The organism is Streptosporangiales bacterium, assembly GCA_009379955.1.
GTDB lineage: Bacteria > Actinomycetota > Actinomycetes > Streptosporangiales > WHST01 > WHST01.
The window spans coordinates 1-12,388 of record WHST01000167.1; the positions used below are offsets into that span (position 1 = coordinate 1).

Genomic DNA, 12,388 nt, shown 5'->3' on the forward strand with positions numbered 1-12,388 from the left:
CGACGCATATCCGGCGGCAACAAGAACTGCTGGTCACGATCAACAGGTCGGAAATCCCTCGCCATCACAACATCCTGGCAACACAGTCCCGACACCACCAAGATCATCAAGCCGAGTCGCCCGAAAACGCAACAGCCTCCAGGGTGCGGTGAGGGTGCCCCTCACGGGTTTCAGGCGTGGTGCTGGGTCAGGCGCTCCACCGCGTCCTGCATGTGGGCCTCGAGGAGCGCGAGCGCGCGGTCGCGGTCGGCCCTGGCGACGGCGTCGACGATCTCAGCGTGCTCGGTGGTCAGCTCCGACGGCGCGACGTACTTCGGCGGCAGCGCGGACAGGCACATCCGGGTCTCGACGAGCAGGGTGCTCGCCATCCGCCGCAGCCTGGGGCTGCGTGACTCGGCGACCAGCAGCTCGTGGAACGCGAGGTCGCTGCGGCTGAGCGCGGCCGAGTCGCGGCGCCGCACCGCGGCCGCCATGCGGCCGACGGCCTTGCTCAGCGCGGCCGCCGAACGCTCGGGCTCGTCGGCGACGATGAGGGTCACCGCGGCGCTCTCGACCGCGGTGCGCGCGGCGTAGATGTCGCGGATGTCGGTGGCCGTGAGCTCGGTGACGAAGAGACCGCGGTGCCTGATGCTGTGCAGCAGCCCCTCCTGGACGAGCCGCTGCATGGCCTCGCGGACGGGCCCGCGACTGACGCCGAAGCGTCCCGCGAGATCGGCCTCGCCGAGCTGCACGCCCTGCGCGAAGTCGCCCGACATGATCGCCTCGCGGAGCTGGTCGGCGATCAGCCCGGCGGTCGGGGCCCGGTCGATCGGCTGCAGCCCCTTCGCTGCTGCCGGCGCCATCCCCGGTCAGCTCCGTCTCTGCGCCGCGCTCGCGGTGCGGAACAGCGAGCCGAGCCCGGATGCGTCGGCCGGGTGCCCCGCGAGACGCAGGCCCTCCCATGCCGTCACCTGGTTGGCGGTGAGCACCGGCTTGCCGACCCGCTCCTCGAGCGCGTCGAGCCAGGCGACGGAGTGCAGCGCGGTGTCGGGCAGCAGCACGGCGTCGGCCTCGGGGTGGTCGCCGCCGGCGGCGAGCTCCAGGACGGCCTCCTCGCCGAGCGTGCCGACGTCGCCGGCCAGCAGGATGCCCGCGGAGCCGAACGCGACGACCTCGAGCCCGCCCGCCGCGAGGAACTCGACGAACGTCGCCGCGATCTCCTCGGGGTAGGTCGCCGCCACGGAGACCCGGCGGGCGCCGACGGCGTGGCAGGCGTTCACGAAGGCGATCGACGTGCTCGACGCCGGGACCCCCGCGGTCTCGGCCAGGGCCCTGGCCTGCTCCGCCGCGCCGTCCCAGCCGAAGACGAAGCTGCCGCTCGTGCACGCCCACATGACGGCGTCGGGCCGTTCGGGGACGAGCCTGCGCCAGCCGGCGGCGAGCTCCGCCGGCTGACCCACGGCGAGCAGGTCGTCGACGGTGTGCGCGACGTTCGTGTCGGTGGTGTGCACGAGGGGGAGCGCGACGTCGGGGCCCAGCCGGGCGACGAGCCGCGGGTAGTCGTCCTCGGCGGCGTAGCCCGGGTAGAGCATGCCGACGGTCGTGGGCCGGGTCACGGACACCTCCAGCATCGAAGATTGTTGACAATCCTACTGTGCGTTCCTACCGTCGTCCGCGTCTACTCCTTCGTTCTCCTGGTGGTGGTGCGTGGTCGTCGTCGTGCAAGCGGGTAGCGGATGAGCACCGAGCAACCGAGGACGCGTCGCCCGCACCTGCGGGTCGTCTGGTCCGACCAGGAGAGTGACGCCACCGGCTACCTCGTCGTCGACCGCCTCGTCGCCGGCATCGGCACCGGCGGCCTGCGCACCAGGGCCGGCTGCACCCTCGAGGAGGTCGAGGACCTCGCCAGGGAGATGTCGCTCAAGGTCGGCGTCTACGGCGTGCCCGTGGGCGGCGCGAAGGGCGGCATCGACTACCCGCCGGACGCTCCCGACGTCGACGAGGTGCGACTGCGCTACGTCCGGGCGATGCGCCCGCTGCTCGACGCCACGTGGACGACCGCCGGCGACTTCGGCACGCCGCAGGCACGCCTCGACCGCGTCTTCGAGCGCGCCGGGCTCGGCTCGTCGTCGCTGCGCGCCGCGCTGCAGCGCAGCCCCGACCCGGCGGCGACGGAGGCGAGGGTCGAGCGGCAGTTCCGCGACGGCGACGACGGCCTCACCATGCCCGAGCTGATCGGCGGCTACGGGGTCGCGGAGGCCGGGCTCACCGGGCTCGACGGGCTCGGCCTGGCGCCGGCCGACTCCCGCGCGATGGTGCAGGGCTTCGGGGCGATGGGCGGCTCGACCGCCCTGTACCTCACCAGGGCCGGCGTCCGGGTCGTCGGCATCAGCGACGCCGAGGGCGTGCTCGTCAACACCACCCGTGGTCTCGACGTGCCCGCGCTGCTCGCGGCGCGCACACCGAGCGGTGTGGTCGACCGGTCGGTGCTGCGTGCCGACGACGCCGAGCTGCCCCGCGAGGCCTGGCTCGACGTCGACGCCGAGCTGCTCGTGCCCGCCGCGGTCTCGTACACGGTGACCTCGCGCAACTGCGCGGACGTCCGCGCGCGCCTCGTCGTCGAGGCGGCCAACGTGCCGGTGACGAGCGAGGCCGAGGAGCTGCTGACGGGTCGCGACGTCGTGGTCGTCCCCGACTTCGTCGCGAACGCGGGCGCGGCCGTGTGGGCGTGGTGGGTGCTGTTCGGGCTCGTGTCAGGACCGGCCGACTCGCGTGAGCTGCTCTCGCGGCACGTCCGTCCGCTCGTCCGCCGGCTGCTGGAGGAGTGGTGCGCCGACCGCGTGCCGCCCCGGCAGTCCGCGCGCCGGATCGCGGACGAGAACCTCGACGCGATGGTCGAGCGCTACGGCGACGTGACCCCTCGCATGCCGCTGTTCGAGGCGGGTGCCGAGGCGGCCACGAAGGGTGTGTCGTCACGGGTGTCGTGACGGCGGGTGGACAGCACAGACGGAGGAGGAAGGCTGCGATGGCTCGATTCATCGAGATCTCGTTGGACAAGCGCGGGGTGAGCTGCGTGGCGAAGCTGCTCGACGAGCGCGCGCCGCGCACCAGCGAGCAGTTCTGGAACGCGCTGCCGATGGGCTCCGACGCGTACCACGCCAAGTACGCGCGGAACGAGATCTACACCCTCGTCCCGTCGTACGCGGACCCGGAGCCCGGCCCGGAGAACACCACGATCACCCCCATCCCAGGTGACCTCGTGTACTTCTCGTTCGAGAAGTGGCAGATCGCGACTCCGACGCACGGCTACACCAGCGCGGAGGAGGCCCACAAGGGCGCGTCGGTCGTCGACATCGCGCTGTTCTACGAGCGCAACAACCTGCTGCTCAACCCCGACTACGGGTGGGTGCCTGGCAACGTGTTCGCGACGATCGTCGAGGGTCTCGACGAGATCGCGGCGGCGAGCCAGGACCTCTGGAAGCGCGGCGTCGAGGGCGAGACGCTGAGCTTCCGCCGCAAGGAGGCCTGAGCCGCACCACGCCGTGTGAACCCGTGAGGGGCACCCTCACCGTGCCAGGACGCGGTGAGGGTGCCGCTCACGGGTGCGGATCCGAGCCGGACGGACCGTCCAGCTGGTGGGTCAGGATGGCCAGCTGGATGCGGTTGCCGGCGCCGAGCTTGGCCAGCATCGCGGAGACGTCCGCCTTGACGGTGCCGGTCGACAGGTAGAGGTCGGCGGCGATCGCGGCATTGGACCTGCCGTCGGCCACGGCCCGGGCGATGGCCCGTTCCCGGTCGGACAGGGCGGCGAACGCCTCCCGGCGCTCGGACAGCTCGTCGTGCGGAGCCGCTGCCCGCTGGTCGGACCTGGCGTGGTGGACCAGCGTCCGCAACACACTGGGGCTGAACACCGGCTCGCCCGCCGCGCTCTGGTGGATGGCGGCGATGATCTGGTCGGGTGGCGTGTGCTTGACCAGGTAGCCGGCCGCGCCGGCTCGCAGTGCCGCCAGCACCGTCTGGTCGGAGTCGAACGTGGTGAGCATGATCACCGGTGGCGCACCCGCGATCTCGCCGAGCTGCCGGACGGCCTCGACACCGTCCGTCCGCGGCATCCGGACGTCCATCAGGATCACGTCCGGATCATGGTCGGCGACGGCCCGGGTCACGCCGTCGCCGTCGTCGAGCTCCGCGACCACCTCGATGGTCGGGTCGCCGGCCAGCATCGTCCGCAGTCCTGCCCGGACGAGCGCGTCGTCGTCGACGACGACGACCCGTACCGTCTCGGCGGCGGGAGGCACTGTCACGTCCGCCATGGCAGTCCGATGGTGAGGACGAACCGGCCGTCGCGGACGTCGTGGTCCAGAATCCCGCCGTCGAGCCGCACCCGCTCGGTCAGCCCGGTCAGTCCCGATCCCGCACCCGGGATCTCCGCTCGGGTGGCGCCGATCGGTAGGGCGTTGCTGATCCGCACCGTCAGGCCGGTGCCCGGCGATCCGGACAGGTCGACTTCGACCTGGGTTCCCGGCGTGTGCTTGCGTGCGTTGGTCAGCCCCTCCTGGACTGCACGGAAGACCGTGCGCTGCGCGGACCGGGCAAGTCCGGTCAGCAGGTCGTGGTCGACCTGTTGCCGCAGGTGCACCACCTGGCCGGCCAGCGCGGCCTCGTGGATCAGGTCGGGCAGGTCGGCGATCCCGACCGGGGGAGGATCGGTGCCGAGCTCGCCCGGACCTGGATCGTTCCCGCCGTCGCCGTTGAGGACGGTCAGCACCTGCTGCAGGTCCTCGAGCGCGAGATGCGACGACTCCCTGATCACGGCCGCCGCGTCGCCCACCTCCTCCTCGGTCAGTGGCCGACCGCCCTTCGCCGCTCTGGTACGGAACTCCAGGGCCCCGGCGTGGACCGAGAGCAGCGAGATCCGGTGGGCGAGGACGTCGTGCATCTCCCGGGCGATCTGCTCGCGCTCGGCGCGCCGTACCTCGTGGAGTCTTCGCTCGTAGTCGGCTCGGTCCCGTTCGGCCGACGCGATCAGGCCGAGGATCACCTGGCGCCGGGACCGGACCGCGAGCCCGACGCTCAGCGCGGTCCCGTAGATCAGGACCATGACCACCAGCCAGGGGAGCAGTCCAGGGGCCAGTGGCACGAGGAAGTAGTACGGGATCGCGATCACCATGTGGACCACGGTCACGAGCAGCGCGACGGCGAACCGCCGCGACGCCGCGACCGTGTACACCGACACCACGCCGGCGACGCCGGCGGACATGAACAGACCGCCGATCGGTGCCAGCACGATCGCGAGCGCCAGCGGGTAGCGGCGGCGCCACCACAGCGCCGGCGCGGCCAGCGCCCCGACCGCGAGGTCCAGACCCACCCACCAGGTCGGCAGCTCCCGGTACAGGTCGGCGAACACGGTCGCCGACCAGAACACCTCGGACAGCGCGACGGCGGACACGACCGAGTCGACCGCCCAGTCCCTGCGCCGGCGCGCGACGGCGAACGGGTTCAGCGCGTCGACGGCAGCAGGCACGGGACCGACTATAGGAGGCTGGTGTGAGACGTTGCTCTGCTAAGCGGCGTCCAGGACGGCCACTGGCGGCGTTGTCGGAGCTCGGCTGTGTCAACTGCCTCCGGCGGCTACGCAGTACGTCCAGTACGAGCTCGTCCTCCGCCGCCGCCACTGTGAAACGCCGGAGGCAGCCAGCATTGACCGCCCTGGACACCGCTCGCGACGAGCACGCCTCACACCAACCTCCTAGACGGGTGACCACCGGCCGGGAAGCCGACCGCCGGCGAGTCTGGCCGGTCGGCCGAGCGTTCTGGCCGGTCGGCGGCTGGCTCGGACCGTCCCCGTGCCCGATCGTGGACGGCATGACCGACGACTCCACGGCGTTCGAGCTCGACCGCCTGCGCAAGGACTTCTCCGGAAAGTTAGCCGTCGACGACGTCTCCCTCGCGGTCCCGCGAGGGTCGTTCTTCGGCCTGGTCGGGCCGAACGGCGCCGGCAAGACCACCGCACTCTCCATGGCCGTCGGGCTGTTGCGCCCGACCGCCGGGACGGCACGGGTGCTCGGGGTCGACGTGTGGGACGACCCGATCGCCGCGAAGTCCGCGCTCGGAGTGCTCCCGGACGGACTGGCCCTGCCGGAACGGCTGACCGGCGCCGAGCTGCTCGACTACTGGGGCCGCCTGCGCGGCATGGACCGGCAGGTGATCAGGTCGCGGACCGTCGAGCTGCTGCGGATCCTCGAGCTGGAGGAAGCCGAGGACCTGGGCGCCATCGTGATGGAGTACTCCACCGGGATGCGCAAGAAGATCGGCCTGGCGACCGCCCTGCTGCACTCGCCGAAGGTGCTGGTACTCGACGAGCCGTACGAGGCGGTCGACCCGGTGTCGGCCAGGGTGCTGACCAAGATCCTGCGCCGCTTCGTCGCCGCGGGCGGGTCGGTCGTCATGTCCAGCCACGTCATGCCCCTGGTCGAGCAGCTCTGTGATCGAGTCGCGATCATCGCCCACGGCCAGGTCGTGGCGGACGGCACCCTGGACGAGGTGCGCGCCGGCGGCACCCTGGAGGACCGGTTCGTCGCGCTGGTGGGCGAGCGGGACCTGGCGGGAGGGGAGCTCGCATGGTTGGGATCCTGATCTCGATGAAGTTCGCCATGCTCCGGCACTCGCCGGGCGGCATGCGACGGGCCGGCTGGATCGCCGGCGCGGTGTCAGTGCTCGCCACCTGGGCCGGGGGCGTCCTCGCGGTCGGTGACGAGGTCCGCTCGGACGTGCTGATGTTGCTCCTGGCGTGCTGGTTCGTCGGAGCCGTACTCGGCCCGGTGACGATGTCCGGCGCCGGGGTGTTGCGAGCCGAGTACTTCACCCTCCTCCCGATCGATCGCAGGAGGCTCGCGCTCGGCCTGCTCGGCGCGGTCTTCCCCGGGGTCGCGTCCGGCTACCTGCTGCTCGCCGGGCTCGCCGTCGTCACCCACGCCGCCGCGATCGACCCGGCGACGATCGTCGTCGGAGCCGCGGCGGCGCTGCTGCTCTGGGTCGTCACGATCACCCTCTCCCGGCTGGTGTACGCGGCGCTCGGCTCCGCGATGCGCACCTGGCTCGGCGTCGAGATCGCGGCGATCCAGTTCGGGTTCATGATCGGCGGCCTGCTCGCGGGCTGGATGGTCGTGTGGCAGGCGGTGCGGTCGGTCCCCGAACTACTTCGACACGGCCTGCCGGACGGCCCGGCCGGGGTGCTGTCATGGGCGCCCACGTCCTGGCCGCTTCGCGCCGTCGAGGCCGCCGCATCCGGCGACTGGGCACGGGTGGGACTGCTGCTCGGGGCGCTGGTCGTCCTGGCCGCGGTCCTGCTGGGGCTCGCGGCGATCCTGCTCCGACCGCACCTCGGCGCTCGCTCCGACCGGCCCCGGCGCCGGCCGTTCGGCAGCCGGGTGCTGACCGGGCCGCGGCTGCTGCCGGACACCGAGCTCGGCGCGGTGCTCGGCAAGGAGCTGCGGCAGTGGTGGCGCGACCCGTGGCGGAAGCTGGAGTGGCGCAGCGGCATCTACACCGGACTGGTCATCGGGCTGTTCTGCTTCGTGTCCGGCACGTACCAGCTGGTGGCCCCGTTGGCCGGGCTGGTGATCGCCTTCATGACCTGCCTCAGCGGGTGCAACGTGTACGGGCAGGACGGTTCCGCGATCTGGCAGACCGTCGTCGGCGAACGTCCCGGAACGGTCAAGGCGGATGTCCGGGGTCGTCAGCTGGCCATGATCGTCTTGTTCGTCACCCCGGCGGCGCTGCTGTCGGTCCTGCTGATCACGGTCACCGGCGAGCACTGGGCGTGGCCCGCGATGCTGGCGGGCCTGCCCGCCCTGTTCGGTGTCGCGTCCGGGGTCGGCATCGCGCTGTCCGCGGTCGCGGTGTCGCCCGGCGTCGATCCACGCCGCCGGGTCGGTCCGAACGACGCCGGCGGCGACCTGTCGGTGCAGGCGCCGGTGGCCCTGTGGTCGACGATGCTGCTGGTCACGCCGACCGCCGCGGCGGCGGTGATCGGCTACCTCCTGCTCCCCGCCTGGGGACCGTGGGTCGTGGTGGTCGTGGGGGTGGTCAACGGATGGCTCGGGTACTGGGTGCTCGGCAGGATGGTGATCGGCTACCTGAGCGGGCGGCTGCCGACACTGTTCACCAGGATCCGCTACGGCCGCAGCGACGGCGGCAGCCCGGTCGGCGTGCTCGGCTGGCTGGAGTCGACGGCGCAGAAGTCCGAGGAGGACGCGCGGGCGGCGAAGGAGAAGGAGAAGGCCGAGCAGGCCGGGAAGCGTGCCGTGGAGCGGGAGAAGGTCGACGTGTGAGCGCCTGGTCGCTCCGCTCAGGCGAAGAGGCGCTGGCCGTTGGGCTCCGGGTGGATGCCGCAGGCGCGCAGCGCGGCCCACATGGTGACCTGGTTGGCCGACAGCACCGGCTTGCCGAGCGCCTGCTCCAGCGGGGCGATGGCGTCGTATGTGGGCAGGTTGGTGCAGCTGAGGAAGATCGCCTCGGCGTCGGGGTGGTCGGCGGCGATCGCGAGCTGGGCGACCTCGCCGTACGGCACGTGCCAGATGTGGTCGAGCAGGCCGAGGTGCGCACTGGAGGTGACGGTGACGCCTGCCTCGCCGAGGAAGTCGTGCAGTTTCACGGTCATGCTCTCGACGTACGGCGTGGCGACCGCGAGGCGGTGCACCCCCAGCAGCTCCAGCGCCTCGAGCAGTGCGCCCGACGCGGTCAGCGCGGCGGGAGCGCCGGTGGCCGACATCGCCTCGCGCAGCTCGCGCTCGCCGTCCATGCCGCCGACGAAGCTGCCGGACGTGCACAGGTAGGCCACGACCTCCGGTTCGGCGGTGAGCACCTCCGCCGTCCCCGACTGGACGATGCTCGTCTCGCTCACCAGCCGGGCCATCTCGACGGTGACGGGCACGGCGAGCCGCGGCGTGCGGGTGACGTAGAGCGAGACGTCGTCGGGGACCCAGCGCCAGACCTCGCGGTCGAGCGCGAAGTCGTACGGCGTCACGATGCCGATCCCGTGCTGCGGCACGAGGTCTCGGGTGATCTGTACGGTGCCGAAGGCCACCTCAGCGGCCACGGTTCCGCCGCCTGGTTCCAACCAGCCACCACCTTCTGCGCGGAATGTGCGAGTTGTTGACAATCCTACGATTGCTGTTTAGTGTCCGCGCGTGTCCGCACGTCCGGTGATCACTGTTCTCTGCGATGAGTCGCGCCCCTCGGGCATGGCCGAGGTCGAAGCGCTCTGCGAGGTACGTTACGCCTCCGCGGTGGAGCTGCCCACCGCCCTGGCCGGCGCGGACGTCCTGTTCATGTGGGACTTCCTCTCTCGCGCGCTGGAGCGGGCCTGGCCGTCCGCCGACCGGCTCCGCTGGATCCACCAGGCCGGTGCCGGCGTCGACCGGATCCTCCTGCCCGGCGTGGTCGAGAGCGACGTCGTGGTCACGAACTCGCGCAACGTGTTCGACCGGTCGATCGCGGAGTACGTCCTCGGCCTGGTGCTCGCGTTCGCCAAGGACACCGCGCGCACCCTGGACCTGCAGCGCAGGCACACCTGGCGGCACAGGGACACCGAGATGGTCGACGGGCGCAATGCCGTCGTCGTCGGCGTCGGGCCGATCGGCCGCGAGACCGCGCGGCTGCTCCGTGGCGTCGGGATGTCGGTCCGCGGCGTCGGGCGTACGGCACGGGCCGGCGACGGCGACTTCGGCGAGATCGTCGCGTCCGCGGACCTGCACGTCACCCTGCGCGACGCCGACTACGTCGTCATCGCCGCTCCGCTCACCGAGAGCACGACGGGCATGTTCGACGCGGCCGCGTTCGAGGCGATGCGGCCGACCGCGCGCCTGGTCAACATCGGCAGGGGTGAGATCGTGGTCGAACGCGAGCTCGTCGATGCGCTCGCGTCGGGGCGCATCGCCGGCGCGGCGCTCGACGTCTTCGAGACCGAGCCGCTGCCCGACGACTCGCCCCTGTGGGACATGCCGAACGTCGTCGTCTCGCCGCACATGTCGGCGGACTTCGTCGGCTGGCTCGACGCGCTCGCGGAGGTGTTCGTGGACAACTTCCGCCGGTGGCACGCCGGCGAGCCGTTGCGCAACGTCGTCGACAAGGAGCTGGGATATGTCGCCTCGTAAGGACGAGCTCGCCTTCCACACCGCCACCGAGCTGGTGGCGGCGTACGAGCGGAAGGAGCTCTCGCCCGTCGAGGCGACCACCGCCGTGCTCGAACGCATCGAGGCGGTCGACGGCACCCTCAACGCGTTCTGCGTCGTCGACCGCGACGGCGCGCTCGCTGCCGCGAAGGAGTCGGAGGAGCGCTGGCAGCGCGGCGAGCCGAGCGGTCCAGTCGACGGCGTCCCGACCTCGATCAAGGACATGTTCCTCACCCGCGGCTGGCCGACGCTGCGCGGCTCGCGCACCGTCGAGCCCGACCAGGAGTGGGCGGTCGACGCGCCGTCGGTCGCGCGGCTGCGTGCCGCCGGCGCGGTCCTCGTCGGCAAGACGACGACGCCCGAGCTCGGCTGGAAGGGCGTCACCGACAACACGTTGAGCGGCGTGACCAGGAACCCGTGGGACCCCACCCGCACGCCAGGCGGCTCCAGCGGCGGCAGCTCCGCGGCGGTGGCCGCGGGCATGGGGCAGCTGTCGGTCGGCACCGACGGCGGCGGGTCGGTGCGCATCCCCGGCGCGTTCGCCGGGATCTTCGCGATGAAGCCGACGTACGGCCGCATCCCGCTCTATCCGCCGAGCCCGTTCGGCACGCTGTCGCATGCCGGGCCGATGACGTGGACGGTCGACGACGGCGCGCTCCTGCTCGACGTCATCAGCGCTCCCGACGCGCGCGACTGGTCGGCGCTGTCGCCGCCCGCGGCCTCGTTCCTCGGCGCGATCGGCGGTGGGATCGCGGGCAGGCGCGTCGCGTTCAGCCTCGACCTCGGCTTCGTCGACGTCCATCCCGAGGTCGCCGACCTCGTCCGCACGGCGGTCGGTGCCCTGGTCGAGGCGGGCGCCGACGTCGAGGAGCGCGACCCGGGCTTCGCCGACCCGGTCGAGGCGTTCAGCGTGCTCTGGTACGCGGGCGCGGCGAAGTTCGTCGAGCCGCTGACCGACGAGCAGCGCGCCCTGCTCGACCCCGGCCTGCGCGAGATCACCGCCCAGGGCGCCACGTACTCCGCGCTCGACTACCTAGAGGCCACGGCTCAGCGGATGTCGCTCGGGGTGGCGATGGGCGAGTTCCACGAGACGTACGACCTGCTGGTGACCCCGACCGTGCCGATCCCGGCGTTCACCGCGGGCCGCGAGGTGCCCGAGGACTGGACCGAGTCGCGCTGGACGAGCTGGACGCCGTTCACCTACCCGTTCAACCTCACCCAGCAGCCGGCCGCGACCGTGCCGTGCGGCTTCACCTCGGGTGGCCTGCCCGTCGGCCTGCAGATCGTCGGTGCCCGCCACGCCGACGCCCTCGTGCTCGCCGCCGCCAAGGCCTTCCAGGAGGCCCGCCCGTGGACGGCCACCCGCCCCCAACTGTGAGCGGCTAGCCTCCTACGCCAGGTCGGCGTCGTGGGCCAGCAGGGCGAGCTGGGTGCGGTTGTTGAGGTCGAGCTTGGTGAGCAGCCGGGAGATGTGCGCCTTGACCGTGGCAACGCTCATGTAGAGCTCGGCCGCGATCTCGGCGTTGGTCTTGCCCTGGGCGAGCGCCACCGTCACCTCGCGTTCGCGTGCGGTGAGGCCGCCGAGGCGGGCCAGTGCCGTGCGGTGGCGGTCGCCGTCGGTGCCGGTGCCCGCGACGTGCTCGATGAGGCGACGGGTGACGCCAGGGGAGAGCATCGGGTCGCCGGCCGCCACGCGCCGGATCGCGCCGAGGATGTCGGCCGGCGCGGTGTCCTTGAGCAGGAAGCCGGTGGCGCCGGCGCGCAGCGCGCGGAGGACGTGCTCGTCGGTGTCGAACGTGGTGAGCACGGCGACCTCGGGCGGCCGTGGCCGGGCGCGAAGCAGTTCGGTGGCGGCGAGGCCGTCGACGTGCGGCATGCGGATGTCCATCAGCACGACGTCGGGCCGGTGGGCGTCGACGGCGGCCGCGACCTCGTCGCCGTCCGCCGCCTCACCGACCACCTCGACGTCGCCGGTGCCCGACAGCATCATGCGCAGGCCGGCGCGGACGAGCGGATCGTCGTCGACGAGGAGCAGCCTGATCACTAGTGTCCTGTCTTGGAGGTTGTTTGCCAGGGGTGAACGTACTTCCGAGACAGGACACTAGTAGTACTTTGTTACGTGTGTCGCTACCGCTGATCCGGCTCGTGATGTGGTCGTGTTCTGATCCGTGACCCCGGAGGAGATGGACCAGGTCAGGCCGCGGCTGGTGGCGTTCGCTGCGGAGATGCTCGGC

Annotated in this window: 12 protein-coding genes; 6 read left to right on the top strand and 6 right to left on the bottom strand. The window is 72.0% G+C overall.

The features are described from left to right. Positions 1 to 170: 170 nt before the first annotated feature. The gene (locus tag GEV10_29980; protein ID MQA82642.1) at positions 171 to 842 is read right to left on the bottom strand and encodes an FCD domain-containing protein; all 672 of its coding nucleotides are present in this window, start codon (positions 840 to 842) and stop codon (positions 171 to 173) included. Between the two features lie 6 nt (positions 843 to 848). Continuing rightward, positions 849 to 1,610 carry a decarboxylase gene (locus GEV10_29985; GenBank protein MQA82643.1) on the bottom strand — a complete coding sequence of 254 codons (762 nt, stop codon included), beginning with the start codon at positions 1,608 to 1,610 and terminating at the stop codon, positions 849 to 851. A gap of 105 nt (positions 1,611 to 1,715) precedes the next feature. On the opposite strand from GEV10_29985, the gene GEV10_29990 reads away from it, so the two are divergent. Then, complete coding sequence (locus tag GEV10_29990) at positions 1,716 to 2,966, top strand: glutamate dehydrogenase (protein ID MQA82644.1); 1,251 nt, start codon at positions 1,716 to 1,718, stop codon at positions 2,964 to 2,966. Positions 2,967 to 3,004: 38 nt separating this feature from the next. Beyond that, complete coding sequence (locus tag GEV10_29995; GenBank protein ID MQA82645.1) at positions 3,005 to 3,508, top strand: DUF3830 family protein; 504 nt, start codon at positions 3,005 to 3,007, stop codon at positions 3,506 to 3,508. 67 nt (positions 3,509 to 3,575) lie between these two features. Here the strand turns inward: GEV10_29995 and GEV10_30000 are convergent, their stop codons facing one another. Further along, positions 3,576 to 4,292, bottom strand: coding sequence for a response regulator (locus tag GEV10_30000; protein ID MQA82646.1), 717 nt, complete (start codon positions 4,290 to 4,292; stop codon positions 3,576 to 3,578). Beyond that, positions 4,280 to 5,503 carry a histidine kinase gene (locus GEV10_30005; GenBank protein ID MQA82647.1) on the bottom strand — a complete coding sequence of 408 codons (1,224 nt, stop codon included), beginning with the start codon at positions 5,501 to 5,503 and terminating at the stop codon, positions 4,280 to 4,282. Before GEV10_30005 ends, GEV10_30000 begins: the two co-directional genes overlap by 13 nt. A 341-nt stretch (positions 5,504 to 5,844) precedes the next feature. On the opposite strand from GEV10_30005, the gene GEV10_30010 reads away from it, so the two are divergent. Together GEV10_30010 and GEV10_30015 are read left to right on the top strand one after the other, a co-directional pair. Beyond that, positions 5,845 to 6,615, top strand: a complete 771-nt coding sequence (locus GEV10_30010; protein ID MQA82648.1) for an ATP-binding cassette domain-containing protein — start codon at positions 5,845 to 5,847, stop codon at positions 6,613 to 6,615. After that, positions 6,600 to 8,312, top strand: a complete 1,713-nt coding sequence (locus tag GEV10_30015) for a hypothetical protein (GenBank protein ID MQA82649.1) — start codon at positions 6,600 to 6,602, stop codon at positions 8,310 to 8,312. Before GEV10_30010 ends, GEV10_30015 begins: the two co-directional genes overlap by 16 nt. Before the next feature lie 17 nt (positions 8,313 to 8,329). On the opposite strand, the gene GEV10_30020 is transcribed toward GEV10_30015, so the two are convergent. Beyond that, positions 8,330 to 9,067 carry an Asp/Glu racemase gene (locus GEV10_30020; protein ID MQA82650.1) on the bottom strand — a complete coding sequence of 246 codons (738 nt, stop codon included), beginning with the start codon at positions 9,065 to 9,067 and terminating at the stop codon, positions 8,330 to 8,332. A 157-nt stretch (positions 9,068 to 9,224) separates the two neighbouring features. Between GEV10_30020 and GEV10_30025 the strand changes: the two genes are divergently transcribed. Continuing rightward, positions 9,225 to 10,136, top strand: a complete 912-nt coding sequence (locus GEV10_30025; protein ID MQA82651.1) for a D-2-hydroxyacid dehydrogenase — start codon at positions 9,225 to 9,227, stop codon at positions 10,134 to 10,136. Next, entirely contained in the window at positions 10,123 to 11,532 is a 1,410-nt protein-coding gene (locus GEV10_30030; protein ID MQA82652.1) for an amidase, read from the top strand. Before GEV10_30025 ends, GEV10_30030 begins: the two co-directional genes overlap by 14 nt. Positions 11,533 to 11,544: 12 nt before the next feature. On the opposite strand, the gene GEV10_30035 is transcribed toward GEV10_30030, so the two are convergent. Then, positions 11,545 to 12,198, bottom strand: coding sequence for a response regulator (locus GEV10_30035; GenBank protein MQA82653.1), 654 nt, complete (start codon positions 12,196 to 12,198; stop codon positions 11,545 to 11,547). Positions 12,199 to 12,388: the final 190 nt, after the last annotated feature.